The sequence below is a fragment of the Paraburkholderia caffeinilytica genome (genome assembly GCF_003368325.1).
Taxonomy (GTDB): domain Bacteria; phylum Pseudomonadota; class Gammaproteobacteria; order Burkholderiales; family Burkholderiaceae; genus Paraburkholderia; species Paraburkholderia caffeinilytica.
In genome coordinates this window covers 4,214,441-4,239,444 of the sequence record NZ_CP031467.1, presented here as the reverse complement: position 1 = coordinate 4,239,444, position 25,004 = coordinate 4,214,441, and the positions used below count along the sequence as shown (strand labels likewise).

Sequence of the window (25,004 nt, the reverse complement as noted above, 5' to 3'; positions counted from 1 at the left end):
GTTGCGAAATTAGTTAAACCGTGACTTGAGACACGTCCAGCAAATCAAGGCGCAAGCCAGAGACAGGAAGGCCTCGTGAACATGAGCGTAGCGTTCGTAGCGAATCTTCAGGCGTCGAAGCGAGTGAAGCCAAGCAATCGAGCGCTCGACTGGCCAACGCGTTTTGCCGAGGCCACTTCCGTGGGGCGAACCGATTTTTGCGAGCATCGGCGTGATGCTGCGGTCTTTCAAACGTTGTCGATGGAGTTCAGAGCTGTAGCCCCGGTCGCCCTGAACGATCTGCGGTCGATGCAGGCGGCGTCCCCGCTTGCCAAGAATGTGCGGAATAGCCTCGACCAGCTGTCGACGAGCGCTCGCGACAAATCGATTTCGCCGCGGCGACGCAATTCGGCCAGCAGCGTTTCGTGGATACGTTGCCAGACGCCTGCTTGCTGCCATGCCACTAGCCGTCGCCAACAGGCAGTTCCTGAACCGCAACCCATCTCCTGCGGCAGCAGATTCCACACGATGCCCGAGCGCAGCACGAACACGATGCCCGTCAGTACGGCGCGGTCGGGTGCCGGCTTGCGGCCCGCATACTGTCGATTGCGGGGGGCTCGCGCAGGTAAAAGCGGTTCGATGAGTAACCACAATTCGTCGTCGATGAGTTCTTTAGGCATCGCTTCCTGTCGGGCAAAACAAGACAGGAAGTTAACGCCAAGTCGGAAAAGTTAACAGACCCGAAAACTTAATTTCGCAACAGCTTCTTACTCGCGGTGCCCGCTATTTCTGCCGCAGAAACTTGTCGGCCTTCTGTTCCAGCAGCGCGACGAGTTCGGGTTGCATGACCGCATAATCGTCGGGGATGTCGAGGCAAATCATTTTTTTGCCATTCAGATACGCGTGGAATTTTTCCGACAGCCTCGCTCGATACGTTTTCTCCATGACGAAGACGATGTCGGCCCAGCGAAGCTGCTCGGGCGAAAGCGGCACTTCGGCATCCGCACCCAGCCCGGCCGAATCGGTTTCGACATTAGGCCACGCGGCGAATACCTGTTCGGCCGTTGGGCTACGCAGGCGGTTCTTGCTGCAGACAAACAAGGCGCGTATCACAGATTAGCCGGCTACGTTTCTGTTCGGGGGCAAGCGTGCCTCACACATTGCCATCGGCAAACGCCGTGAGTGCATCGCCCGCCAGACGGTAGCGAACCCATTCGCTTTGCGCACTCGCACCGATCGATTCATAGAAACCGATTGCTGGCTCGTTCCAGTCGAGCACCCTCCATTCGAAGCGCCCACAGTCTGTTTCGCATGCGATTTGTGCGAGGTGGCGAAGCATCTGTTTGCCCGCGCCACTGCCGTGCGAAGTCGGCGATATGTACAGGTCTTCCAGATAAAGCCTTTGTTTGCCGAGCCACGTCGAATAAGAAAAGAAATAAACGCAGAAGCCAATCGGCTCGCCGTTCATTTCGCAGATCAAAGCCTTCGCGGTGGACGCAGTGGAGAACAGGCTCGCTTCGATATCGCTAACGGTCGCGACAACTTCACGCTCAGCCTTTTTTTGCGGCGAGTTCGCTGATGAAGCGGAGAATCAAGGCTGCGTCGGGCGCGTGGGCGGGGCGGATGTGGATGTGGATGGTCAAGATGATGTGCTCGGCGGGTTGGATAGTGGATCGAAGTTTAACGAAGATGCGTTGGCTGCGTCAGCATCTGTGGTGGATACACGATGGCAGGGGTTTCGCTAAGTGACGTCGGTGAACAACCTGCCCCAACTCGCCAGCGGCGCCGTATCCACGCCCATCATTTTATGAACGGCCACCCGTAATCCTCGCCGGGCTTCATTTCGTGGTCTTTGCGATGCTTATGCTCGCACGCGGTGCCAGTCCTTCAACGTTCCTAACACGCTCTACTGGGTGCGCCACCGACTCTGTTGCTCTCCAGGCCACCCGCATCGAATAAGGCAGGTGCGTCAGCATGTAAGTCAACAGTTCGCCAATAACCGCGAGGCGAGCGCCATGCTGAACAACAGCAGTGCCGTTTATTGTGGATAGGGTCGCGAGCGAATCGATCAACGTATCGGTGCTGATCTTCTGAACTTGAGCAAGGGCGGCGAGCACCGATTTCTCGGGCGAAGTCGGTTGGGCTTGCAATGCCGGCGCATTACCCTACATGTTGAAGGAATTGTGCATGTGTTGGGCCAAGGTCGGAATGTTTGCTAGTTCAGGCTAGTCGTATCGGCTGCGGCCCCGGTTGGCTTGTCAACGATAGCGTCTACATGACGCGTCGGGGGGGGCTTGGGGGCAGGCAGGCGAGGCTTGCTTTGTGGAATCACCCATGCGATCTCGTCGACGGCGTGTTCCGCCGCGGCAAGGAAAGAAGAAAGGACGACAGATCGTGTCGCGTGTCGCAGTTTGCCTTTTCGAGTACGGCTTTCACGTGATCACGTGCCGAGTTGATTGTGATCTGCAGCGCATCGGCAATTTCCCGATTCGTCTTGCCTTGCAACAGTAGCAGACTAGCGCGCTGCTGCGCCGCGGAAAACTGCGCGTCTTGCATCGCGGATGCAAGACGCAAAACTTTCGGCTCCTTACGATCCAGCCGGATTGCGATCAAGCCGTCGCCTGGGTTCATCGAATCCAGCCAATAAGCGTGGATGTCAAATTGACCCCAGCGATTGGTCAACTGGAGCCGAGGGGGAAGCGTGGTCGCTGGCCGTCCGACGTCTATCAGGCGTCTGAACACGAGTTCAATGAATCCCGGTACGCCAAACCTCCCAATCAAATCGACGTACCCGGTGTTCTCGATCATCGATGCAAGCGTTAAAGCCGATGCGCTTCTGTATTGAATCCTTCCTTCCCGATCCATCAGAAGCATGCCGCTGTCGATGCTATCGGCAAATTCGATCTCGGACGACGGGTCGACCGAGAGCGCATGAGAAATGTAGGGTATCAAGCCTTCCATGAACCCGATATCGGCCTTGGAAAAGTTACGTGCCGTGCGCTCGCGATGCAGCATCAGGTGTCCGAGACAGCGGCCGTCGGCGGCCGGGATCACAGTCGAGAGCCCGTAATGTATCCCGGTCTCCTTCCAGATGTAGTTGCACATCTCCGTCCGAGAGAAGCCGGCCCATTCCGGCGTAAGCCGCACGCTCGGCCCACGCTCGTAAAACGACGCTAAGCCGCCAGCGTGCGGCGATTCGGCCTCGAGGTGAGCGAAGTGAACGAGGAAATCGTTCGCGATACGGTCCGGCACGATGGTATTCGACCAGACGTGCTGGATTCTTGGCTCGGTGGGCGACAACCAGAGAAAGACGCAGACGTTGAAACCAACGGTATGCCGAAGCGCGTGTGTAAAGTCAGGAAGCAACATCTCCCAACCGAGGTTCAGCAAACAGATCTGCCGAAGGTTTGCCCTGGCTCTTGCATTTTTTTGATGCATCTAACGGCGGCCACTTTCGTATTTGGAGTTGCGAGGACGGTGCGTACATTGTCTTTCTCTTGTATACGGCTCTGAGTGTCGATATCTTGAGGGGGGCGCAGGATTCACGTTGCGGCTTTGACGTCTCTCCGCGTGTGCATGCATCACCGCAACAGCGTCGCGAAGCGGTCCGCGCTCAATGGCCGGCTGACGTGGCTCCTCTGGATCTGGCCGCAACCATGCACGCCCATGCTCCTGATCGCACGAAGTATGTCGATGGCCCTTGCTGGGCCGGACATCACCGCGCTTTCCATGATTTCAGATCCCAGCAGATCGGCTCTCATTTCCGTCTCATTGAGCAGATCCGATATGGGGGCCGCAGATGGCGCGATTTCGCAGGTCCAGCTTGAGTTGGTATTGCGAACGGAATTCGCAGCGCTCCAGCGCGCTTCGCAGATGAGCGTCCAGTTCAAACGCGTGCGCCAGCCGGGGGCATGCGGTTGCATTGGGACCTGAACGCGTTGCCCTCTTCCTGCTTCGCCACGCGCATCGCGACATCGGCATGCTTGATCAGCGATTGCCAGCTATCCGCATCGGACGGGCAAATCGATATGCCCATGCTCGCGTGGCGCGGCATTCGTGCCCACTGACGACGATAGACTGGCCGAGGGCCGTCAGTATTCAACCCGCGGTTGCGCAGGCGCCGTCAATTCCATCGGGTTCCCGCAGAATAATTGCAAATTCGTCGTCCTCCAGGCGGGCAACCAGCTTGTCGTCTGTTACGCATTCCACCAGCCGCCGGGACAGCGTCTTGAGCATCTGGTCGCCGACAACGGGGCCGAGCATCGTGTTTACCCGCCCGAACCGGTCCAGATCGACAAGCAGCACCGCGACCTTGCGCACCCTATGCTGCGCCGACTGCACGGCCTCGCAAAGCTGACAGGAAAAGGACTTGTCCGGTCAGGCCGTCAAGCATCCCCATATACCCGATGCGGCGCCCGGTGTCGTTCATGAATCGCCCCATGTTCTCATCACGCCAATGCCGCCAAAAGGGCATCGACCTCACTCAGCCAGGCCGTGGCGTAACCGGCGGGAAGCGCTGCACTGTCCATAGCGCGCATGGCTTCTTCGATTCTTTCAAAAGATGCTCGCCTGATCTCCGCTTTCGTCGGTGCAACCATATTGGACATCAGCACACGCAGAATCAGGTCGATCGCGGAGATCCGGGCGCTTTGCTGCACAATGCCGTCGGCGTGCGTTTCAAGGGTGGCTCCGATGCTCGTCATCAAGCTGACCAGATCGCTCTGCGTGAAGCCCGTCATAGGGGAGCTCCACCGCTTCGCTTTGCCGAGCCGCGCCTGCGCCAATCCGGTTCATGTCCATATCGCATATTAGTCTTCGTTGTCGTGGGAACGGCTGGAGCCGGAGTCATGCGACGTCTGGTCTACGGCCAGCAGCGCGCAAAAGTGCCCCCTCCTCCCCACTCGATCTCGGGTTCAGGACATGGTTGCACGCTTCATCCCGAACATTCCCACTGCATCCGGGGGAAGAACTGCACGCTCAGACCGTTCTAATATGCATTATCTGGATTGGGTCGCCGTTTTCGTTGCACGGGTAGAGCCGAGCGACGCCGGCCAGGGGCGCCAAAGGAAACGCCATCACCACAATGGAGGCTGCCGATGCTGACTGGCAGAAGTTCTGAACAGGGTGGGAAGTCGGACACCCCTGAAGCGTTACTGAATTCGCTGACCACGCTCGAGAGGACAAACGGCGCAGCAGTTTCTCATCCCGGCGCACGGCTCGTGGTTGTGAGCGAGTTTGTCGGTCCGGTGCTGTGGCACCTCACGGCGGCACCGTGCGCGGCCGTGACGAAATTGTTTCGATGCAGGGTTGGTGATGCGAAGTCGCTGATGGGCGACGTTTCTCTTCCACCCGCATTTCACTCGATGCTGCTCGAACAGACCAACACTCTCCCCGCTGCATCGAGCCAAAGACTCAGGGTTTGCAGACAACTCGCACGCACAGCGATTGATATGCGTCTAAATCCGATGGCATGACCGGACATACGCCCGTGCCATTCCGCTACAAGCGAATCGAATAGTTAAGGTAAGCCTATCCGCAATTGGTTGTCAGGCAATCCTTGCAACGATGTTCACCGCACTTACAAGCTTGCCCGCTCACGTCTTCCGAGGATTTCCAGTGATTCAACGCTTTCTAAATCTGAGTATTTCAGCAAAACTCATCGTTTCTTTTTTTATTGGCATATTTCTCACGATCGTATTGGGTGGAATTTCTATCGTCGAGCTAGAGACCGTCAACCAGCTCTCTACCGATATGGCAGTCAACTGGTTGCCTGGCGCTCGCTTTTCTTCCGCGATGAATACCAACGCCTCAGATTTCCGCATCGCTGAGTTGCAGCATATCCTGTCCACCGACGACAACGATATGAAGAAATACGAAAAGGATATGCAGGAAGTGGTGTCGGATTTTGAGAAAAATCGCACCGGGTATGAAAATCTGACCTCTTCACCAGAAGAACGGAAGCTCTATGAAAAATTCAAGGCCGAGTGGAATGAATACCTGATTCAACACCAGAAGGTGCTCGATCTATCCCGATCGAACAAGAACAACGAAGCGAGAGATCTGATACGTGGAATATCGCAGCAACGATACGACGAGGCCGGCGACGACCTCCAGAAGATCGTAGATATGAATGTGCAGGGCGGCAAGGACGCGAGTCAGCGTGGTAATGCCATCTACGAGAGCGGACGATACAAGGTTATCGCACTGCTTGCGGCTGTTGTCGCACTGAACCTTGGCATTGCGCTACTTCTCGCAAAAGCCATCTCGCGCCCTTTGAACAAGGCCATCCAGACAGCAAACACCGTAGCCGAGGGTGACCTGACAACGCTCATTGAAGCGACGACTCACGACGAAACCGGTCAGTTGATGGCAGCGCTTGGAAGGATGAATGGTAGCCTGGTCAATATAATCCGTGGCGTGCGCACGGGTACAGACGCTATCGCAGGAGCTTCAACCCAGATCGCAGCGGGAAATCAGGACCTCTCGGCGCGCACCGGGGAACAGGCGGCGTCCCTTGAGGAAACCGCAGCCAGCATGACGCAGTTGACGGAAACGGTAAAGCAGAACGCCGACAATGCCCGCCAGGCAAGCGCACTGGCAACAAGCGCGACAGAGATGGCCGATACAGGCAACGATGCTGTTCAATCCATGGTAGGCACGATTGAGAAGATCAGCGGCAGCTCAAGCAAGATTTCCGATATCACCGGCGTAATCGAAGGCATTGCTTTCCAGACGAACATTCTCGCGTTGAACGCAGCCGTCGAAGCCGCGCGTGCCGGCGAACAGGGGCGAGGCTTTGCTGTGGTTGCCAGCGAGGTCCGCAGTCTGGCCCAGCGTTCCGCCGCGGCAGCCAAGGAAATAAAGGAACTGATCAGTTCGTCCGTGACAACGATTCAGGACGGCGTGAAGCAGGCGGCAGAAGTCAGCGCCACCATGGGGCAGGTCAAGCAGTCAATCAAACAGGTCTCCGATATCGTCGGTGAAATTGCTGCTGCGTCTGAAGAGCAGAGCCGTGGCATTGAGCAGGTGAATCTGGCAGTCGGCCAGATGGACGAAGTGACGCAACAGAATGCGGCGCTCGTTGAACAGGCGGCAGCTGCCGCGCAGTCACTTGAAGAACAGGCCACACATCTTAAGAATGCCGTTGCAGTGTTCAAGGTCGCCGACACGGGGCAATCTACGTCACGCATGGCGATCCCGCAAAGCAAACGCCGCTTGCCTGTCTCCAGGATTTCCACCACACGCCGCACGGAGTCCGCACAGCCGGGGATCGTTCCGGCCGCTATCGCAGACAAGCCCGCCATCGCAGCCGATGCAGGGAAAGTGGACTGGAAAACTTTCTGATCGCGAAATCCATCATGTCCAGAATCTCCAAAATGCAGATACCCGACTCAGACATTGAGACCCTACCTGATTCGTCGGCAGTACCAGCCAACGAATCTGAAAAGACTAGCAACGTATTGTTGCTCGATGCGGTCGTGATCCTATCCAAGGCAAACGGTATCAACGTTGTTCAACTCGGTGCGCGTCTTGCAGTCGTTGGCGAATTGCTGGTTTCCGTGTTGGCGCACCTTCCAGTCTCGATGCGGGCAGATATTGTCAAATCGTTCCGTGACAGGATTGAAGAGCTGATGTCCCTGAGTGACGACTGGAGCCTACCGGAAAGTTATCACTCGGCTCTCCTGAGCGAGGTCAACCGTTACCTGAATGCACACGCTTCACTCCTGCCATAGCGGGACCCTTGGTGCGGGATAATCGTCCAACGTGATGATGTCGCGCTCTGGCCGACGCGAAAGAAAACCAGAGTGACTTATCCACGGTTTTCCAGCTCATGGCCTTCATAGGTAGCCGCTTCGAAATGCACACCCGGCATCTCCAGCGCGACCGTATCCGGTAGGCTCGCGACAATGAGCGCAGTCGCGAGCAGTCCGGGGCCGTAGAAGAAGCAGTGAGGCACGACGCGCACACCGTGCCGGTTCGCCAGCGTCATCACCTCCCGGACGGCGGTGACGCCGCCAAGCTTCGTGACGCGCGGTTGCAGCACGTCCACTGCGCCGCTTTCCAGATATTGCCGGATGCCCGCGATGCCCGCGGCGTTCTCGCCAGCCGCTATTGGCACGCCGCTGCGGCGCACCCGCGTCAGTCTGGCGTAGTCATCCGGCGGCCAGACCGGTTCCTCGAGCCAGGCGAGTCCCTGCGAATGCAGGCGAGCAGCTTGCGGCGCGGCTTCCTCAACCGACCAGGGACAATTCACGTCCACCATCAATTCAACCTCGGCAGGTAGCGCTTCGCGCGCCGCCCGAATTGCGTCGGCCGATGTTTCGTGCAGCTTGATTTGCGTGAATCCCTCGGCGTGCACGCGATGCACCGGTCGCGCCACTTCTGCGGGATCATTGTCGTAGCTGACGAGGCTCGCATAGCCGTCCACGCATGCGCGGCTCGCGCCCAGCATCCGGCATAGTGGAACGCCTGCTGCCTGGCCGGCGAGATTCCACAGCGCGATATCGACGGCGGACAGCGCGTACATCGTCGGCCCCGTGCTGCCGTACGAATGGAAGGCGCGCTGCGCTGCCACGTTCAACACTTCAGGTTGCGCCGCCGCATCGAACGACATGCCGATAAAAAACGTCCGGCCGCGCCCGCGAGCATCGCGAACGTCGCGGGATTGCAGGCATGACCGAATCCTTCACCCCAGCCGATGTGTCCATCGGAAAGTGCCACCTTAACGAGCAGGGATTCCATCCGCGCGAGTTGCTTGGACGCGGCGTCGAATGCGTCGCCTGCTCGTGCCCCTGAGTCTTCGGTTAAGCGTCGGCCGGCGTCGAAACCGATCGCTACGCGCATGACCTCGATTTGTACGATCGTCGTCATCACACTTCCAATGGCACCATGCCGCACCAGAACATCCAGTCGTTGCCCGTCTCGACATGGTATTTGCGGATGCGCGTGAGGCGGCCGTCAGCAGCGATGCGAAACACCGTCAGCGCAGCGGGAACATCGCGGACCGTGTCGCCCTCGCGCACTCGCAGCGGCTCGACCGCCGCCGACACCAGCATGCGCCCATCCGAACGAATCGAGAAGGTGCGCGGATGGAAGCTCTCCGTCGCCACGGTCTGGATCAGGACAGGCTCACCGGTAGAAGAATCGACGCGAAATACCGCAATGCTATTCTCGCCGCCGGAGAAAACTTTCTACCCGTCGAACCCGGTTGTCCCGTTCGCACGGTTCGCAAGATAGATGAATCGGCCATCACGCGATATAAATGGGTCCGACAATCTGTTGCGGATGCACCTCCGCGGGTTTCGAAAGCGTCGTCTTCACGAAGCTGGGCTGCGGGGCCAGCCGCCCCGCTTTCATGTCGAACATCTGCAACTGGTTCTCGCGCTCCATCGACACATACATCCACGGTTTCGACGGATGAAAATCGACGTGGCGTGGACCGAAACCATAGCCGTCGTGCGGCGCTACCGATTGCTCGTCCGTCAATTGCCCTTATCCGTCCTGCAACTGGCACCTTCAACGCACCCGGATCTTCGGGCCTGGTCGCGGTAGCGTCATTGCCGCGAGTCGGCAATACGACCGTGCGGTTGTCCGGCGCGACACGCACCTGATGCGCGTAGACACCTGCATCGACATGCTCACGCTGTGATACGGCGTCGCCAATCGATCCGTCTTCCGCGAGCGGATGCACGGTCAGACCGCTAGGCGCGTTGTATGCGACGACCAGATAAAGGCCGATAAACCGTGAGCGTCGCACCCACCGCGACATGAAACGCCGCGTGCGCGGCGCCCTTTCCATGCGCTTGCATCGCGTCGCTCGCCGCCCAGCTCACCGACGGTGTCAACGCCACGCCCGCTGCCAACTTGCAAAAGCGGCGGCGGCCGGACACCGTAGGTTTACCGTTGCCGTTTCTCTTCATCCATCGTCTCCGATTTTATTCTGCCCGAGCGTTGCCGGCATGCTCAAGCCGCCACACGCGGGCGCTGTGCGAGTGCGCGAGTTTTTTCCTTACCGATACCTTCCCACAAACCCTGCAGATACATGATGCCGAGCGCGCGATCGTACAGGCCGTAGCCCGGCACGCCGGTTTCGCCCCAGATCATGCGGCCGTGGTCGGGCCGCGCGTAGCCCTGGAAATCGGCGTCGTGCAGCGCCTTGACAATCTCGGCCATGTCGAGGGAACCGCATTGGGTCAGATGCGCCGATTCGTAGAAATCTCCGTTTTCGCCAACCTTGACGTTGCGCAGATGCACGAAGTGCACGCGTTTACGCGCCGCGAATTCGTTGATGAACGACGGCACGTCGTTGCGCAGATCGGAACCGAGCGTGCCGCTGCACAGCGTCAGGCCGTTCGCTGTCGAATCGACGATATCGAGCACGCGCCGGTGATCGTCGATGTTCTTGATGATGCGTGGCAGGCCGAACACCGGACGCGGAGGATCGTCTGCATGCAGCGCGAGCTTGAGACCGAGTTCTTCGGCGACCGGAACAAGTTGCGACAGGAAATATTCGAGGTTGCTCCACATCTGCTCGGTGGTCACCGAGGCGTATTCGTCCAGCAGTGCCTGCAGCTTTTCCGGCGTATAGCGTGTGCCCCAGCCGGGCAGTGGAATGCCCTTCGACACATCCAGCTGCTCCACCCGCTCTGCTTCGAACGAAAGCGTGTTCGAACCATCCGACAGCGGAAATTCCATCTGCGTGCGCGTCCAGTCGAACACCGGCATGAAGTTGTAGCAAACCACTTTTATGCCGCTCGCCGCAAGATTCTTCAGGGTGGAGATGTACTGCGGCATCAGTTTTTCGCGGCCCGGCCGGCCGAGCTTGATCTCCTCATGCACGCGGAAGCTGTCGACGACCTCCATCCTGAGGCCGTGCGCCGCCGCAGCGCCGGTCAGCACCTGAATCCGCTCGCCCGGCCACACTTCGCCGAGCGGCAGGTCGTAAAGCGACGACACAATGCCGTAGAGGCCCGGAATCTGGCGGATGTACTGCAGGCTGATCGGGTCCTTCGGACCGTGCCAGCGAAAGATCATCTTCATGATGTCAACACTCTGTCTGAATGGTAAAAAAAGCTCCCGGCGCTCGTGCTACGAGCGCTGGCTACATCTGCTACTTAGGCCCCCGTGCCAAACGAAGCAGACTCGGTAGTCCACGCACGTGCCTGATCGCTGAGGCTGAAACCCAGGCCCGGACGATTCGGCACATGCATCCGGCCGTCACGAAGTTCGAGCCGCTCGTTGAACATCGGCTCCAGCCACTCGAAATGTTCAAGCCACGGTTCGCGCGGATAAGCCGCAGCGAGATGCAGGTGAATTTCCATCGCGAAGTGCGGCGCGAGGCTGAACCCCTTGAAATCCGCCAGACTCATGATCTGCAGAAAAGGTGTAATTCCGCCGACGCGAGGCGCATCCGGCTGAATGAAGTCAGACGCGTGCGCCGTAATCAGTTGCGCGTGTTCACCGAAGCTCGTCAGCATTTCGCCGGTGGCGATCGGCGTATCGAGCGACGCCGTCAGCGCCGCATGGCCTTCGACATCGTACGCGTCGAGCGGCTCTTCGATCCATGTCAGATCGAACTGTTCGAGCACACGACCGAAACGTTGAGCGGTCGCGCGGTCCCATTGCTGATTCGCGTCGACCATAAAAGGGAAACTGTCGCCGAGATGTTTGCGTACCGCTGTGACGCGCTGCAGATCGACTGCCGTGTCCGGCTGGCCGACCTTGATCTTGATGCCGCCAATCCCCCGCTCACGAGAAGCGTCGATGTTCTCGAGCACGCGATCGAGTGGCATCGATAGATAGCCGCCCGACGTGTTGTAGCAGCGCACCGAGTCACGATGTGCGCCGAGCAGCTTCGCCAGCGGTAAGCCGGCACGCTTTGCCTTGAGGTCCCATAGCGCGATGTCGAAAGGTGCGATGGCCTGGGTGGTCAAGCCGCTGCGGCCCATCGAGGCACCCGCCCAACACAACTTGTTCCAGATGCGCGCGATGTCGTTCGGATCTTCGCCGATCAGTTCAGGCGCGATTTCGTTCGCATGCGCGAACATACCTGGACCGCCTGCGCGCTTCGAGTAGCCGAAGCCGATGCCCCGGTGGCCGCTTTCAGTGCTGATCTCGGCGAAGATAAAGGCGATTTCCGTAAGCGGCTTCTGACGGCCAGTCAGCACCTTCGCATCGCTGATGGGCGCCGCGAGCGGCAGATAAGTCAGCGAAACCTTCACGCCCGTGATGCGATCCGTACTTGCCGCGCCGCGTGACAGATGCGCGAGTGTTTGGGTAGACGATGTGTTCACAACTTCTCCGTTCAAAAAATGAATAGTGTCGATGTCCATGCAGGTCGCAGGATCACGCTTTCAGCTGATAGCGCTGGATCTTTCCGACAATCAGCCCATAGCTCAATACGGCGACCAGACCGTGCGCGCCGACATAAACCAGCGCCGCGCTAAAGGATCCCGTGCTTTGCAGCAGGTAGCCGATGACCACCGGCGTGACGATGCCCGCGCTGTTGCCGAGCGCGTTGAACACACCGCCGGTCGTACCGATGATTTCGCGCGGCGCCGTATCGGCGAGAATCGTCCAGCTCAGCGCACCAAATCCCTTGCCGAAAAATGCCAGGCTCATCAGGCCGACCACCAGCCATTGGGAATTCACGTAGTTACACAGGATCATGCTCGCGCTCAACAGGAAGCCGACGATCACCGGCCCTTTGCGGGCAATGCTGAGCGAGCCGGTTTTCTTCAGCAGGCCGTCGGATACGAAACCGCTCGCGACACCGCCGATCAATCCGGCGAGCGCGGGAATCGATGCCACGAAACCGGCCTGAAGAATGTCGAAGCCACGATCCTTCACAAGGTAGATCGGAAACCACGTCACGAAGAACCACGTAATGGCGCTGATACAGTACTGGCCGATAAAGATGCCGACCAGCATCCTGCTTTTGAACAACGAACCGATATCGCGCAACTGGGAGCGCTCCGGTCCGGTTTTATCCTGCCTCTGTGACGCTTCGAGATCAACCAGGCCCTCACCCGCACGAATGTGTTCGAGTTCGCTTGCGCTCATCGACGGGTGCCTGACCGGCAGGTAGTAGTTCTTCCACCAGATCGTCGCAATCACCAGCCCCACGCCGCCCATCGCGATGAATACGTATTCCCAACCGAACGCATGGCACAGCCAGCCCATGAACGGCGTGAAGAGTGCGAGAGAGACATACTGGGCGCTGTTGAAGATTGCGCCGGCCACACCGCGCTCAGAAGCGGGGAACCAGGCCGCAATGATCCGGCCGGACGCAGGACCGACCGGCGACTCGGCGACGCCAAGCAGAAACCGCAAGGCGAGCAACAGCGGCACGACGAGGCCGATAAAATGCACGAGACCCATGCAAACGGTGAACGCGGACCACACCACGATCGCGCTGAACATCGCTTTCTTCGAGCCGATGCGATCCGTCAGCCAGCCCGCCGGAATCAGGAAGATCACATAGGCCCAGCTAAAAGCGGAGAAGATATAGCCGAGCTCGACCGATGTGATGTGAAGCTCTTTCGCCATCGCGGAGCCCGCGACGGACATCGCCGCCCGATCGCCCGAACTGAGCGCAAGGACGATGGTGATGAGCGCCAGTGTCACGAACCGGTAACGTGTGCGGGTTGTAGCGGCAGCGGCGCTCCGCGCGTTGGTGACGGATGGCATCGCCAGTTCCGCGTTAGCGGATGACGGGTGGTCGTTCATTGTCTGTCTCCTGTCTGATGCGCGGGCCGACAAACCGGCGCACCGTTATGCCATTGAGCGAATGCGATGAAGCTGTCCCGCTTCTCGTGATACCGCGTTCGCGAATTTTCCAGCCGTTCGTCAGTCTGTCAGACTGTAGTCGACTGGGGCGCAGCGCGACGCTGGCTCGCGTGGCGGGCGTTGCCTGTTCAGTAGGCGTTCGCAGCCGTGAGGTTCCATAAACTGGAACTGAATCCGTTATTCGGCACATCATCGTGAGTCAAATGCTAGTCCGACGCTGCAGATGATGAAACTAGGCTGTCCTCGTGTTCCGCTCGCGAGTTCCAATCCATGGGAATATGGCTGCAGGAGTTCGAAAGTCGTCGGGGTTTGCTATGACAAAATTTAGCAGGTGCCTGGGTTGCCGCTCGTGACGCTACGGCCTTCGTTTCGAGGCAAGCGCCCACCCGGCTCTCTCACCGCCGCTTCGCCAGCGCGGGGCCGGGTCCCGGATCAAAAACGCGACCGCCACAGCCCCAAGCAACGCCAACGCGCCAGCGATCGTAAACGCCATCGAATAGCTTCGCGTGCTCTGTATCACGAAGCCGGTCAATGTCGGCGCCACGATCCCCGATATATTGCCGAGTCCATGCATCAGCCCGCTTGCGCCACCCACCGCGTCGCGCGGTGCAATGGTCTGAATCAGCGCCCAATACGCTGTCGACGTCAACATGACAAAACCGACACCGATCGACATGACCGACACGGCCCCCCGCGCCGACTCGATTTGTCCGGTCAGGGCAACACAAGCGCCACCCAATGCAAGACACACAACCAGCACAACCTTGCGTGACAGCAGGACTTTTCCGGTCAAACGATATATAGCGTCGATCGCAAGCCCGCCCAGCACGTAGCCGAGCGCACCGGCCAGCCACGGAAACGACGACACCACGCTCATCTCGGCCAGCGACAGATGCTTCTGTTCGACGAGATACGTCGGAAACCAGGTCAGGAAGAAAAACTGGTTGTAGCTGCAACAAAATAGCGAGAACGCCATCACATACACAGCGGGATTGCGAAAGACGGTACGCGCGGTGCCGGATGACGCTTCAATGGCTGCCTGCGCGCGGCCGGCTACGCCCGTCGCTGTTTCCGGGCCAATGAGCGCCGCTTCTTCGCTCGACACGCGCGCGTTCTGCAGGGGATGGTCAGTCGCCAGACGCACCCACGCCAGCACCCACAGCATACCCAGGCATCCGACCACGACAAACGCCAGCCGCCATCCAAACTGGATCGCCATGAAACCCACCACAGGGCCAGCGAGCGCGCCGCCTAGCGGGCCACCCGCCTGGTTCAGTCCCACGGCACGAGCACGCTCGCCAGTTGGAAACCAGTTTGCCACCGTGCGATTTGCGGTCGCCGAGATGGGGCCCTCACCCATCCCAAATGCCGTACGGAACATCAGCAACGAGACAAAGCCCGATGCCGCCGCCGTCAGCGCGCAACATCCAGACCAGCAGAGCATCGCCCACGTGAAAACGCGCTTCGGGCCGATACGATCGGACAGATAGCCTCCAATCACGTTGAACAGCGCATAGCCCACAAAGAAGCTGCTGAAAACGATGCCCTTCTCCGACGGCGAAAGGCTGAACGTTTTCGAAATGAACGGCATCGCGATGGAAAGTGCCGCACGATCCATATAGTTGATCAGCATTGCCAGAAACAGCAGGGTAAGGACAACCCCGCGGAAACGCGTGGACATTGGATCCTCCGTATCGTTTTGAATCACTGAGACCGCGCGGCCCCCTTGGTCGTCAGAACTTGTGCCGCAGGCCGACGGTTGCGGCGATCTGCGTCCCGTTTGACGAAGCCGTCAATCCGTAAATCGCGGCTCGTGCGTCTTTACCAGTCGAATCCTTTCCGGATGCGTGCTGGCCGAACACAACCGCATAGATATCGGTACGTTTGGACAGGTAGTAGTCCACCCCGAGGTTCAACTGGTTGTATGTCACGCCACCCGCTGCGCCGCCGCTAACCTGCGCGCCACGCGTGTACGCATAAGACGTTCCGATCAGAAAATCGGGGGCGACCCAGACGCGAAAATTCAGTTCGACGGTATTGAACACGGCGTTACCGCTGTATCCACCGGGATTGAGGCTCGCCGTCGCCCCAAGGTTGAGGAACTGAACATTGGAATAGACCACGCCTGCTGTTGCCGTCCCTATCGTATAGGCGGCTGCGGCGGCGATGGTTTGCAGCGTTTGCGCAGACGCATAACCCGAGTACACCGGAATGGAGGACATGTTCGACGCGGTCGTGCTCGATGTCGGGTTGTTGCCATAATAGGAAAAATTGGGGTTGCGGGCGTTGAGGTAGGCCACGCCTAGCGCCAGCGGTCCCTGCTTGTAACCCGCTCCGAGCGAATACACGCGGTTCTGCTGGAAATTTCCGGCGACGCCCCCGAGGCTGAAAACACCACCGAATCTGAAGCCCTTATAGTCGCGGCTCGCATACTTGAGCGCGTTATTGACACGATAGTTGTTGCCGGTGTTATCGAGGTCGGCCGGATGATTCGCGTAGCCGCCTGCGGTATCGCCACCGGCTTTCAGAACGCCCACGTAGTCGACTACCGAATCATATTGACGCCCAAGCGTCATCGTTCCGAATGGCCCCGACAGCCCCACAAAAGCCTGACGGCCGAATTCCGCACCGCCCTGCCCCAGCGCACCGGTGGCAACAGAAAAGCCATTCTCCAGCTTGAAAATTGCCTTGTAGCCATCACCCAGATCCTCCGCTCCTGTCAATCCCCAACGGTTTCCGTTCAGCGCACCTACGGCCATCGCATATTGCTTCGCGCCTCCAGCATTATTCGCGTAGACAAGACCAACATCAATGAGCCCGTACAACGTCACGCTGCTCTGCGCATGAGCCGCGCTCGCAAACGGGATCACGCAGGCAGCCGCAAGCCACGATTTTTTCATTGTCATCTCCATTCAGTATTATTCAGTTCTTTGCGTTTGTTTTTTTGTTTGTTTTTATATTTCGTTATCCAAAATATCGTGAATTCACATTCACTAAAATATTCGGATGCGTATCCACACGGTCCCTCGGCCGCTAATTCTTATCCGCTCACGCTGTCCTTTGGTTTCCAGCGAAGACGGATCATCGCTTGCATCGACTCGCCCGGCTCAAGCATCCGGCAGCCTGTTCCCTGCACGCCACCATGCGCGAGATTGAATGCGTTCGCGACATGGCTGACGGGTTCGATGCAAACGAAATTCGCTCCGGCCGGTGCGAACACGACGAGATGACTTAACAGTTCCGACACGTGCATTTCGAGCGAGCCGCCCGCAACCGACAACACGGCCCGTCCTGACCATTCGGAGAAGTAACCCGCATATTCATTAGTGCTCCAATCGTCGCTTCTCACGACTACCGGACGATCCGACCGGGTCCGCACGCCGTCAGGAAGGTAGTCCGTCCCAATGGCCCACTTCTGTCCGGCTTCGAAGCTCACCACACAGTCACCCTTCACACAGAAGTACGGATGCCAGCCGAGCCCCGCCGGCATCGGCGTATCCGCGCGGTTTTCCACCGCAAGCCGCAGTGTCAACTCGGAACCCTCCAGTTCGAACGTCTGTTCTGCGTGAATCGGCCACGGCCACTCCGCGCCCACATAGTCGACGCAGAGCGTTGCATGACGCTGCGTCTGCGCCACGCATTGCCACGGCAAGGTCTGACAAACACCGTGCAACGTATGCGGCACGCTCGGCGGGTGCGGCGGTAACGCATACATCTGATCCAGAACGGCAAGCCTTGCGTGGGCAATACGATTGGAATATGGAATCAGCGGATACGCGCCGCGCCTGGGCCAGCCGAACGGCTCCGCAGTCCATTGCTCGAGTGGCGCGACCAGGTCGTAACCTTCTACGATGGAGCGAAGCCGCGCGAGCCGGCCACCCCAGCCCGGAACCAGTTCCGCTTCGAGCGATTCGCTTGCAAGACGCACACGCGACTCGCTCGAGGCGCTCACGTGCGCCATCGGCAATGCGAGGGAGGACGCAGTGGGTCGAGGTGCTTCACCGGTCGTGTCCTGCATCACACGTCAGTACGTGTCGTGACCTGCTCGCGGGCGAGACGTTCGGGCGTCTGCCGGTATTGCGCCAGCACGCCCATGTCGAACCTGACGCCGTGCCCCGGCGTATCGTCGGGCTGGATCGTGCCGTCGGTCACCGTCAGCGGACGCTCGATAATGCCCATCTCGGACAAGCCCGCTCCGCGCAATCCCTCGAAGCACAGGATGTTCGGCACCGCGCAGCCGATGTGCGCGACGAGTTCCATGCCGAAGTGCGGCGCCACCGGGATGTTATGGCTCTCCGCCATTTTGACGATCTTCATGAACTCGGTGATACCGCCTACGCGATAGACATCCGGCTGCACGATGTCACATGCGCCGCGTGTAATCTGATGCGCAAACTGGTGCTTCGTATAGAGGCTTTCGCCGACGGCCACCGGCGTCACAAGTTTGCTCCGAATCAGCGCGTGGCCGTCCACGTCGTCGCTCAACGTCGGCTCCTCGAGCCAGAACAGATTCGCCGGTTTGAGCATGTCCACGCGGCGGATCACCTCCGATGGATGCCACTTCTGATTCGCGTCCACCATCAGGCGCGCTGTATTGCCGACCATCGCACGCACCGCCATAACACGTTCGAGATCTTCGTGGGGATCGTCCTTGCCGATCTTCATCTTGAACGCTCGGTAGCCTTGCGCCTGGAACGACTCCATCTGTGCGAGCAATGCGTCCTGATCGAGATGCAGGTTCACGCCGCTGCCATAACCCGGCAGACTGTCGCGATACCCGCCAAGCAGACGGTGCAGCGGCTGCCGCAATGCCTGGCCAAGCAAGTCCCAGATAGCAATGTCGATGGCGGCGATCGCGTGCGTGGTGACGCCGCTGGAACCGACATCGTGCGTTTCGAGCCACATCCTGCTCCACAGCCGCTCGACCTGAAATACATCCTGACCCAGCACCTTCGGCGCGAGGTAATAGTCGATCATACTCTTGAACGCTGCCCCACCGTTCCCGACACTGAAAGTCCAGCCGGTGCCGATCAGACCGTTGTCGCTCTTCAGCGAAACGATCACGAATTCGAGCGACGTGAACGAGTAATTCGACGAACCCCATGCTTCGGTCAGCGGGACACGATAAATTTCCGATTCGAAAGAGGCGATTTTCATGGTGAGTCAACCTAGAGTTCAGACCGTCGCCGGGTATTCCGTAACCAGCGACGGGCGGGGTTTCTTGAGGAACAACGCAACGATCAGCGCACCGGCGATACCGAGCGTGCCGGCCAGCACGAAGCCTGTCGCATAGCTGCCCGAGCGCTGGATCAGCAAACCGGTCAGCGCGGGACCGACGATGCCGGACACGTTCGCGAGACCGTGCATGAAGCCGCCCGCAGTGCCAACCTGATTGCGCGGCACGCTGTCCTGAATGATCGACCAGTAGGCCGGCGCGGTCAGCATCAGAAAGCCGATGGCCACGGTCATCACGCCGACGGCAACTCTCACGTCGTCGACGAGTCCCGTCAGCCCGATACACAACGAGGCGACCAGCAGACACGTCACCAGTACGCATTTGCGCGAGAGCAACAGCTTGCCGGTTCGCTTGTAGATCGCATCAATCAACGCGCCGCCGCTCATATAGCCCAGCGCGCCGATCAGCCACGGCAGTGCCGAAACGAAGCTCATGTTCTTCAGGCTGATTCCCTTGGCGTCGATCAGGTAGCTCGGAAACCAGCTCATAAAGAAAAACAGGATGTAGTTGTAGCAAAAGAGCGAGATGCCGGTCACCAGCACCGCGCGCTGGAAGATGACATGCGTGAGCATCGGCCGTGCGGACGATGCTTCGACGACATCTTCATCATCGTGCCGGCCGATCAGTTCGAGTTCGGCCGGCGTGACCCTCGGATGCTGGGCAGGATATTCCGTTGCCAGCTTGCGCCAGCAGAACGCCCATGTCAGTCCAAGCGCGGCGATCACGACAAACGCCACGCGCCAGCCGAGCCACAGCGCCAGCAAGCCCACCACCGGTCCGGCAAGCGCGCCGCCGAGCGGACCGCCCGCCTGATTGATACCGATCGCGCGCGCCCGCTCCTTGACCGGAAACCAGTTGTTGACGACCTTGTTCGCCGTGGTGGAAATCGGCCCCTCGCCCGCCCCGAACAGCACGCGCACCACTAGCAACGTGCTGAAGCTGAATACGCCCGCCGTCAGTCCGCACAACACCGACCAGACCGTCATGGCCCAGGTGAATACACGCTTGCCACCGAACCGGTCGGCGAGATATCCGCCGACAAAATTAAAGATCGCGTAGCCGATCGAGAAACTGCTGAAGATCAAACCCTTTTCGGCTACGCTCAAATGAAAATCTTTTGTGATGAATGGCATCGCGATAGCGAGCGCGGCCCGGTCGATGTAGTTAATGACCATCGCGAGAAACAGCATGGTCAGTATCGTGCCACGGTAGCGGTTGGCTAAAAACATCGTGTCTCCTTCGTCTTTTTTATATGTCGCCCACCGTCATCGGACGGCGCATGCATCAGTCGGCTGGAATCCGCCGGATCAGACGACTGACGGAAAAACCGCCATCGATAGTCACGGTTGCGCCGTTGATGGCGCGCGCGTTCGCACCGCTCACCAGCGTGCAGGCGCTCGCAACGTCTGCGTCGCTTGCGTAATGCAGCGGCGGATAATGGTCTTCGCCATGGACCTTCTGCAACGCTTCGAAAAACGCTTTCTCAGCGCCGCGCTCAGCCCAGCCGCGCACGATGAAATTAAATCGAATTCCCACGTGATCCAACTCGAGCAACGCCGTACGGGCGAGGTTCATCAACATCGCCTGACTCATCGCGCTGAACGAAAAGCGCTGTGTCGGCACGATTGCGCTGACATGCGAGACGAAGGCCAAACTGCCTGGCCCCCTTCGCTCGACCATCGAACGCGCCACCGCCTGCAACCACCATGCGCCCGCAGCAAAGTCGCTTTCCAGGCGGCCGTCCAGCAGATGTGCATCGGCGTCGTCGAGAAAATCAATCTCCACCGGATCGGGCGACACATACACCAACGCGTCGATGCCGCCGTGGAGCTGTTCGAGCGCGGCCAGTTCGGTGAAGATCTCGTTGCGCGTGGTCGCCTGACTGCGCAGAACTACTGCTGCCTCGCGCGCGAAGTTTGCTTCGAGGGCCTCGTCGAGCGAGGGATTGCGATCACCGCAGGCGATCAGAATGTTTTGTTTCATTTGCCGGACCTCATTGCAGACAGCGGATAAAGGCTCCGCCGTCGACCTTCAACGTCGCGCCCGTGACGACATCCGCTTCTTCGCGGCAGAAGTAAGTCACCGCCTCGCCGAGATCTTTCGGCGTCGCGCATCGTCCAGCGGGAATGGTCTGGAGAAACTTTTCTCGTGCGTCGCTGGTGTTCAGTTCGGGCTTGGAACCGTTAATGTCGGTGTCCACGAACCCAGGCCATACCTGATTGACCGTGATCCGGTGGTGCGCAAGCGCGAGCGCGAGGCATTGCGTCAGATGGTCGATACCCGCCTTGCTGGCCGAATACACCGACATCGACGGCGTCGGCCGCTTCGACTGAAGCGAGCAGATATTGACGATGCGCCCGCCACGTCCGTTCGCAATCATCAGGCGTGCCGCCTCACGCGAGCACTCCATGGTCCCACGCACATTGACGTCGATGATCTGGCTCATGCCCGCCGGTGTGATGTCGACCGCCTTCTCCCACACACACCGTCCCGCGTTGTTCACGAGAATGTCGAGACGGCCGAACGTGCTCTGTATTTCGCGGAACATCGACCTGATCTGCTCTTTCGACGTCAGGTCCGCGCGCACCGCAAACGCGCGCCGGCCCAAGGCTCGCGCGTCCTCTACAACTTGCACATGGTCATCATCCTCGCTCAGGTAATTGACGACCACGTCGATTCCCGCTTCGCTCAAACGCTGAACCACGCCACGCCCGATTCCCTTGAGATTGCCCGCGCCCGTCACGAGCGCCACCCTCGCGGTATGCATATGAAAACTCCCTTCAGACAATGGATTGCGCAGCGCTTCGTAACAACGATGCGTGACCGGATAGTGACACCTCAGGTCTCGCTGTAGTCACACGCAGCCCATTCGAAATAGCGCTTGAGGTCAGTAATCAACGCGACATGCGCTGGATGCGGCAGATACCGGTCGAGCGCATCGCGATCGTCGAATGCCGATTCGAGCAGATAGTCCCAGCAGATCGCGCGCTCGAGTTCGTTGGCCGACACTTTCCATGCGCGTACGAATGGAATCTCCCTGTCCAGACCACGCATGCGCTCCACCAGTTGCGCTTCGAATTCAGGTTGACGATCGACCGTCGCCAGGCGGCGGAACATCACAATGTGCTTCATCATGACAGCGTCCCTCCGCGCTTTGCCGCGATGAGCCAATCCGGTGCATCCTGCAGCGCGACCGGCCGTAGAAAGCGTGCAAGCGCTCCATAGCCGACCGATGTGGTTTGCGGTTGCGTCGAGGCGGGCCACGGACCGCCGTGCTGCTGGGCACGCGTAACTGCCACGCCGGTTGGCACACCGCCAAACAGCACGCGACCCGCGATCTGCTCCGCGGCGCGAATGAGTGCGAGGTTGTCGGCGGTATTCTGTTGAACACCCCACAACGTGACGGTAAGCGACCCTTCCACGGCCTGCAGCACCTGGAGCACCTCGGCAACCGAGCGAACCTTCACGACCAGCGCGGCGGGTCCGAACATTTCCTCATGCAGGTCCGAATTGGCGATAAACGCCGCGGCCTCGACTTCGAACAGACGCGGCCACGGACCGGCACAGCTGTCATCGCCCGCTTCGTGCAGCTCGCGGGGTTCGCGCATTTCGATTAGTGAGCGCACCGCGGCGTGACTCGCCATCTTCCCGACTGCATGGTCAAAGCCGTACCGGATACTGTCCGTCAACATTCGATGCGGCGACTGCGTGCTCAGCGCATCGGCCAACGCAGCCGTAAAACTCCTGCCATCGGCATCGTCGAAGACAAGGATCAAGCCAGGGCTCGTGCAGAATTGCCCGCAACCCAGCGCGATCGAACCTGCCAGAGATTTCGCCACTTCGGCCACGCCATTCGCCAGCGCGCCCGGCAGCACAACAAGCGGATTGATCGAACCAAGTTCACCGAAAAATGGAATTGGCCGCGGACGCTCATTCGCGACACGCCACAATGCGACGCCGCCCTGATACGAACCGGTAAACGCAACTGCAGCAATGTTCGGATGACGCACCAGGTACGCGCCCGCTTCGCGCGATGCGCCTTCCACGAGCGTCAGCACACCCACCGGTAGGCCCTGCTGCGCCACGACAGCCACGGCCAGCTCGAACACTTTGCGCGACAACGCCGGATGCCCGCTGTGCGCCTTGACGATCACCGGACAACCGGCAGCGAGCGCCGATGCCGTATCGCCGCCGAGCACCGAGAACGCGAACGGGAAATTGCTCGCCGAGAACATCGCGACCGGGCCAAGTGGCACCTGAACCAGCGTCAGGCGTGGCCGGCCTGCGGGCGGCGCACCAGGCGCCGCGGCATCGTCGATCTGCAAGTACGGCACGCCCGCTTCCGCTGCGGACGCGAAACCACGCAACTGAAATGCAGTGCGAGCCAGTTCACCGGTAAGACGGGGTTCGCCAAGAGCGCTTTCGTCGTTAGCCAGCGCGATCAGTGCGGTGGCGTTCTGCTCAAGCACATCTGCGAGACCGCGCAGCAAGCGAGCGCGTTCGCTTGCCGTCGACGCGGCCCAGTGCGATGACGCCTCGTGCGCTTGTGCGGTGGCGTGGTCGATGGCGGCAAACGCGGGATTCGCTTCGCTCATGACCCAGCCCTCAAGTGATAGCCGCGCGCTTCGTAATCGAACGCAACCAGTTCGTTGATTTTCACTTCCTTGTCCGCTGGCGCCGCGTAGTACGCGCGGATTTCGCGAATCAGGCCCGTGGCTTCGTCAAAGACGTACCATTCGTCGCCGCGCAGCGCGGTGCCGAGCTTGCCCTTCCAGTGAGTCCACTCGATCACCGCTTCATGGCTGTCATGGCTCACCAGAATTTTCTCGATGGTCCATTGCGAGCCGAGATTCTCCACGCACCATTGCCATTTACGCGCGATCGTGTCCGCCGTGCGCCACGGAATGTCCGGCAAGCCAGCCGGAAAGTAATGCACGGCATCGGGCGTGAAGCACGAGACGAGCTTGTCGTAGTCGGCTTCGTTGCAGGCGTCGAAATAGCGGCGAATCAGTGCGGCGTACTTTGCGTGGTCGATAGCGCCCATCGTTTCAGGCCCCCTTCTTGTCGAACACCGCGGGAATCTGCGGACGCCCGGCCGCGACCCACCTGTCGTAGTCCTCGTAGGCTTGCGCACTTGGCGGGTACACACCCCACAGCGCTTCGCCCGCGGCGATACGCATCGCCAGGTAACCCTCGAGATCGTCCTGTTGCGTGCAGAAATCAGCCAGCTCGGCGGCCAGATGCGGCGGCACGACCGTGATCCCATCCGAATCGCCGACGATGATGTCGCCCGGATAGATCGCGACACCCGCACAACCGATCGGCACCTGCAGATCCGCCACGTGGTGATAGGCGATGCGCGTCGTCGCCGTGACTTCACGGGCGTAGGCCGGCAGTGGCAGCCTCGCGATCTCGGTGCCATCGCGCAGCGCGCCGTCGGTGATGATCGCCTTCGCACCACGCGCGAGCAGGCGCGTGACCAGGATGTTGCCCGCCGACGCCGCACGCGGATCGTTCTGGCTATCGATCACCAGCACGTCGCCCGGCTTCACCTGTTCAACGCCCTGCCATTGCAGGTTGTCCATGTTCGGCTTGGTGGTCATCGTGCCGTAGGTGTCGATACCTTCGCGCGCCGGAATGAAGCGCATCGTGAACGCGCGGCCCGCAAATGGCTCGACGTCCTGGTTGAGCGGCCGCAAGCCGACCAGCGACGGCTGCTTGTAGCCGTGCTTGAAGAGTTGCGTCGTTAGCGAACCGCTGCTCACCCGGGCGAGTTTCGCAAGTACTTCGTCACTCACCTCCACATCGCGCGCGACGTCGGTTTCGAGGGAATCTGAATAGTGGTGGATCTTCACTGGCGTTTCCTGTTCAGTGGGAATTCGCGAATCTTCAGTTCCACACTCTGGAACTGAATCTGCTGTTTGGTGCGTCATCGTGAGGAGAATGCTAGCTCGCGACTCCTTCAGATGAAACCGGGTGCTATCCTCGTTTTCATTCGTGA

Annotated in this window: 26 protein-coding genes and 4 pseudogenes; 4 read left to right on the top strand and 26 right to left on the bottom strand. The window is 59.6% G+C overall.

Annotation, left to right across the window (positions count from 1 at the left end; genetic code table 11):
- Positions 1-9 precede the first annotated feature (9 nt).
- From DSC91_RS35280 to DSC91_RS35270, 3 genes and pseudogenes are all read right to left on the bottom strand, one after another.
- Positions 10-659, bottom strand: a pseudogene (locus tag DSC91_RS35280) (transposase).
- Positions 660-762: 103 nt separating this feature from the next.
- Positions 763-1,092, bottom strand: coding sequence for a low molecular weight protein tyrosine phosphatase family protein (locus tag DSC91_RS35275; RefSeq protein WP_115783080.1), 330 nt, complete (start codon positions 1,090-1,092; stop codon positions 763-765).
- 40 nt (positions 1,093-1,132) lie between these two features.
- Positions 1,133-1,616: pseudogene (locus tag DSC91_RS35270) on the bottom strand (GNAT family N-acetyltransferase).
- Positions 1,617-1,785: 169 nt separating this feature from the next.
- Between DSC91_RS35270 and DSC91_RS38715 the strand changes: the two are divergent.
- Positions 1,786-1,879 (top strand): annotated as a pseudogene (locus DSC91_RS38715) (IS5/IS1182 family transposase); the annotation flags it as partial.
- Between the two features lie 428 nt (positions 1,880-2,307).
- On the opposite strand, the gene DSC91_RS35260 reads toward DSC91_RS38715, so the two are convergent.
- From DSC91_RS35260 to DSC91_RS35240, 5 genes and pseudogenes are all read right to left on the bottom strand, one after another.
- Positions 2,308-3,369: a helix-turn-helix transcriptional regulator gene (locus tag DSC91_RS35260; RefSeq protein ID WP_162831517.1), complete on the bottom strand. Its 1,062-nt coding sequence runs from the start codon at positions 3,367-3,369 to the stop codon at positions 2,308-2,310.
- A 191-nt stretch (positions 3,370-3,560) separates the two neighbouring features.
- The gene (locus DSC91_RS37755) at positions 3,561-3,869 is read right to left on the bottom strand and encodes a hypothetical protein (protein WP_162831516.1); all 309 of its coding nucleotides are present in this window, start codon (positions 3,867-3,869) and stop codon (positions 3,561-3,563) included.
- A complete protein-coding gene (locus DSC91_RS35250; protein WP_162831515.1) occupies positions 3,866-4,015 on the bottom strand; it encodes a hypothetical protein in 150 nt (49 codons plus the stop codon). The genes DSC91_RS37755 and DSC91_RS35250 overlap by 4 nt, the downstream gene beginning before the upstream one ends.
- 62 nt (positions 4,016-4,077) lie before the next feature.
- A pseudogene (locus DSC91_RS35245) lies at positions 4,078-4,332 on the bottom strand (diguanylate cyclase domain-containing protein); the annotation flags it as partial.
- A 95-nt stretch (positions 4,333-4,427) separates the two neighbouring features.
- Complete coding sequence (locus tag DSC91_RS35240) at positions 4,428-4,718, bottom strand: hypothetical protein (protein WP_115783074.1); 291 nt, start codon at positions 4,716-4,718, stop codon at positions 4,428-4,430.
- Positions 4,719-5,075: 357 nt separating this feature from the next.
- Here DSC91_RS35240 and DSC91_RS37750 point away from each other — a divergent pair, with 357 nt between their 5' ends.
- From DSC91_RS37750 to DSC91_RS35230, 3 genes are all read left to right on the top strand, one after another.
- Positions 5,076-5,453, top strand: coding sequence for a hypothetical protein (locus tag DSC91_RS37750; RefSeq protein WP_162831514.1), 378 nt, complete (start codon positions 5,076-5,078; stop codon positions 5,451-5,453).
- A 142-nt stretch (positions 5,454-5,595) separates the two neighbouring features.
- A complete protein-coding gene (locus tag DSC91_RS35235; RefSeq protein ID WP_229758084.1) occupies positions 5,596-7,323 on the top strand; it encodes a methyl-accepting chemotaxis protein in 1,728 nt (575 codons plus the stop codon).
- Positions 7,324-7,337: 14 nt separating this feature from the next.
- Entirely contained in the window at positions 7,338-7,712 is a 375-nt protein-coding gene (locus tag DSC91_RS35230; protein ID WP_115783073.1) for a hypothetical protein, read from the top strand.
- Positions 7,713-7,789: 77 nt separating this feature from the next.
- On the opposite strand, the gene DSC91_RS35225 is transcribed toward DSC91_RS35230, so the two are convergent.
- The 18 genes from DSC91_RS35225 to DSC91_RS35140 all read right to left on the bottom strand — a co-directional run bounded on the left by DSC91_RS35225 (position 7,790) and on the right by DSC91_RS35140 (position 24,858).
- A complete protein-coding gene (locus DSC91_RS35225) occupies positions 7,790-8,593 on the bottom strand; it encodes a mandelate racemase/muconate lactonizing enzyme family protein (RefSeq protein ID WP_115783072.1) in 804 nt (267 codons plus the stop codon).
- Positions 8,557-8,850, bottom strand: coding sequence for a hypothetical protein (locus DSC91_RS37745; protein ID WP_162831513.1), 294 nt, complete (start codon positions 8,848-8,850; stop codon positions 8,557-8,559). Before DSC91_RS37745 ends, DSC91_RS35225 begins: the two co-directional genes overlap by 37 nt.
- Positions 8,850-9,143, bottom strand: a complete 294-nt coding sequence (locus DSC91_RS35220) for a beta-propeller fold lactonase family protein (protein ID WP_115783071.1) — start codon at positions 9,141-9,143, stop codon at positions 8,850-8,852. Before DSC91_RS35220 ends, DSC91_RS37745 begins: the two co-directional genes overlap by 1 nt.
- Before the next feature lie 85 nt (positions 9,144-9,228).
- A complete protein-coding gene (locus DSC91_RS35215) occupies positions 9,229-9,465 on the bottom strand; it encodes a beta-propeller fold lactonase family protein (protein ID WP_115783070.1) in 237 nt (78 codons plus the stop codon).
- Between the two features lie 477 nt (positions 9,466-9,942).
- Complete coding sequence (gene uxuA, locus DSC91_RS35205) at positions 9,943-11,019, bottom strand: mannonate dehydratase (RefSeq protein ID WP_115783068.1); 1,077 nt, start codon at positions 11,017-11,019, stop codon at positions 9,943-9,945.
- 74 nt (positions 11,020-11,093) lie between these two features.
- On the bottom strand, positions 11,094-12,272 hold the full coding sequence (locus tag DSC91_RS35200) for an L-talarate/galactarate dehydratase (protein ID WP_229758085.1): 1,179 nt from the start codon (positions 12,270-12,272) through the stop codon (positions 11,094-11,096).
- A gap of 52 nt (positions 12,273-12,324) precedes the next feature.
- On the bottom strand, positions 12,325-13,707 hold the full coding sequence (locus tag DSC91_RS35195) for an MFS transporter (RefSeq protein ID WP_373291804.1): 1,383 nt from the start codon (positions 13,705-13,707) through the stop codon (positions 12,325-12,327).
- A 415-nt stretch (positions 13,708-14,122) separates the two neighbouring features.
- Positions 14,123-15,448: an MFS transporter gene (locus tag DSC91_RS35190; protein ID WP_115783066.1), complete on the bottom strand. Its 1,326-nt coding sequence runs from the start codon at positions 15,446-15,448 to the stop codon at positions 14,123-14,125.
- Positions 15,449-15,500: 52 nt separating this feature from the next.
- Complete coding sequence (locus DSC91_RS35185; protein ID WP_115783065.1) at positions 15,501-16,667, bottom strand: porin; 1,167 nt, start codon at positions 16,665-16,667, stop codon at positions 15,501-15,503.
- Between the two features lie 140 nt (positions 16,668-16,807).
- Positions 16,808-17,785, bottom strand: coding sequence for an aldose 1-epimerase (locus DSC91_RS35180; protein ID WP_115783064.1), 978 nt, complete (start codon positions 17,783-17,785; stop codon positions 16,808-16,810).
- Complete coding sequence (locus DSC91_RS35175; protein ID WP_115783063.1) at positions 17,785-18,924, bottom strand: mandelate racemase/muconate lactonizing enzyme family protein; 1,140 nt, start codon at positions 18,922-18,924, stop codon at positions 17,785-17,787. The genes DSC91_RS35180 and DSC91_RS35175 overlap by 1 nt, the downstream gene beginning before the upstream one ends.
- Before the next feature lie 18 nt (positions 18,925-18,942).
- Positions 18,943-20,232 carry an MFS transporter gene (locus DSC91_RS35170; protein ID WP_115783062.1) on the bottom strand — a complete coding sequence of 430 codons (1,290 nt, stop codon included), beginning with the start codon at positions 20,230-20,232 and terminating at the stop codon, positions 18,943-18,945.
- Between the two features lie 55 nt (positions 20,233-20,287).
- A complete protein-coding gene (locus DSC91_RS35165) occupies positions 20,288-20,986 on the bottom strand; it encodes an SDR family oxidoreductase (RefSeq protein WP_115783061.1) in 699 nt (232 codons plus the stop codon).
- 10 nt (positions 20,987-20,996) lie between these two features.
- Positions 20,997-21,770, bottom strand: a complete 774-nt coding sequence (locus DSC91_RS35160; RefSeq protein ID WP_115783060.1) for an SDR family NAD(P)-dependent oxidoreductase — start codon at positions 21,768-21,770, stop codon at positions 20,997-20,999.
- A 71-nt stretch (positions 21,771-21,841) separates the two neighbouring features.
- The gene (locus DSC91_RS35155) at positions 21,842-22,138 is read right to left on the bottom strand and encodes a Dabb family protein (protein WP_115783059.1); all 297 of its coding nucleotides are present in this window, start codon (positions 22,136-22,138) and stop codon (positions 21,842-21,844) included.
- The gene (locus DSC91_RS35150) at positions 22,135-23,598 is read right to left on the bottom strand and encodes an aldehyde dehydrogenase (NADP(+)) (protein WP_115783058.1); all 1,464 of its coding nucleotides are present in this window, start codon (positions 23,596-23,598) and stop codon (positions 22,135-22,137) included. Before DSC91_RS35150 ends, DSC91_RS35155 begins: the two co-directional genes overlap by 4 nt.
- Positions 23,595-24,047, bottom strand: a complete 453-nt coding sequence (locus tag DSC91_RS35145; protein WP_167470540.1) for a nuclear transport factor 2 family protein — start codon at positions 24,045-24,047, stop codon at positions 23,595-23,597. Before DSC91_RS35145 ends, DSC91_RS35150 begins: the two co-directional genes overlap by 4 nt.
- A 4-nt stretch (positions 24,048-24,051) precedes the next feature.
- Positions 24,052-24,858: an RraA family protein gene (locus DSC91_RS35140; protein ID WP_229758087.1), complete on the bottom strand. Its 807-nt coding sequence runs from the start codon at positions 24,856-24,858 to the stop codon at positions 24,052-24,054.
- Between the last annotated feature and the right edge of the window lie 146 nt (positions 24,859-25,004).

What these genes read in the sequence shown, in the direction of transcription:
- DSC91_RS35250 (WP_162831515.1), bottom strand. Translation starts at nt 4,015, where the DNA reads ATGGGCATATCGATTTGCCCGTCCGATGCGGATAGCTGGCAATCGCTG.
- DSC91_RS35240 (WP_115783074.1), bottom strand. Translation starts at nt 4,718, where the DNA reads ATGACGGGCTTCACGCAGAGCGATCTGGTCAGCTTGATGACGAGCATC.
- DSC91_RS37750 (WP_162831514.1), top strand. Translation starts at nt 5,076, where the DNA reads ATGCTGACTGGCAGAAGTTCTGAACAGGGTGGGAAGTCGGACACCCCT.
- DSC91_RS35230 (WP_115783073.1), top strand. Translation starts at nt 7,338, where the DNA reads ATGTCCAGAATCTCCAAAATGCAGATACCCGACTCAGACATTGAGACC.
- DSC91_RS35225 (WP_115783072.1), bottom strand. Translation starts at nt 8,593, where the DNA reads ATGTCGTTCGATGCGGCGGCGCAACCTGAAGTGTTGAACGTGGCAGCG.
- DSC91_RS37745 (WP_162831513.1), bottom strand. Translation starts at nt 8,850, where the DNA reads ATGACGACGATCGTACAAATCGAGGTCATGCGCGTAGCGATCGGTTTC.
- uxuA (WP_115783068.1), bottom strand. Translation starts at nt 11,019, where the DNA reads ATGAAGATGATCTTTCGCTGGCACGGTCCGAAGGACCCGATCAGCCTG.
- DSC91_RS35195 (WP_373291804.1), bottom strand. Translation starts at nt 13,707, where the DNA reads ATGAACGACCACCCGTCATCCGCTAACGCGGAACTGGCGATGCCATCC.
- DSC91_RS35190 (WP_115783066.1), bottom strand. Translation starts at nt 15,448, where the DNA reads ATGTCCACGCGTTTCCGCGGGGTTGTCCTTACCCTGCTGTTTCTGGCA.
- DSC91_RS35185 (WP_115783065.1), bottom strand. Translation starts at nt 16,667, where the DNA reads ATGAAAAAATCGTGGCTTGCGGCTGCCTGCGTGATCCCGTTTGCGAGC.
- DSC91_RS35180 (WP_115783064.1), bottom strand. Translation starts at nt 17,785, where the DNA reads ATGCAGGACACGACCGGTGAAGCACCTCGACCCACTGCGTCCTCCCTC.
- DSC91_RS35175 (WP_115783063.1), bottom strand. Translation starts at nt 18,924, where the DNA reads ATGAAAATCGCCTCTTTCGAATCGGAAATTTATCGTGTCCCGCTGACC.
- DSC91_RS35170 (WP_115783062.1), bottom strand. Translation starts at nt 20,232, where the DNA reads ATGTTTTTAGCCAACCGCTACCGTGGCACGATACTGACCATGCTGTTT.
- DSC91_RS35165 (WP_115783061.1), bottom strand. Translation starts at nt 20,986, where the DNA reads ATGAAACAAAACATTCTGATCGCCTGCGGTGATCGCAATCCCTCGCTC.
- DSC91_RS35160 (WP_115783060.1), bottom strand. Translation starts at nt 21,770, where the DNA reads ATGCATACCGCGAGGGTGGCGCTCGTGACGGGCGCGGGCAATCTCAAG.
- DSC91_RS35155 (WP_115783059.1), bottom strand. Translation starts at nt 22,138, where the DNA reads ATGATGAAGCACATTGTGATGTTCCGCCGCCTGGCGACGGTCGATCGT.
- DSC91_RS35150 (WP_115783058.1), bottom strand. Translation starts at nt 23,598, where the DNA reads ATGAGCGAAGCGAATCCCGCGTTTGCCGCCATCGACCACGCCACCGCA.
- DSC91_RS35145 (WP_167470540.1), bottom strand. Translation starts at nt 24,047, where the DNA reads ATGGGCGCTATCGACCACGCAAAGTACGCCGCACTGATTCGCCGCTAT.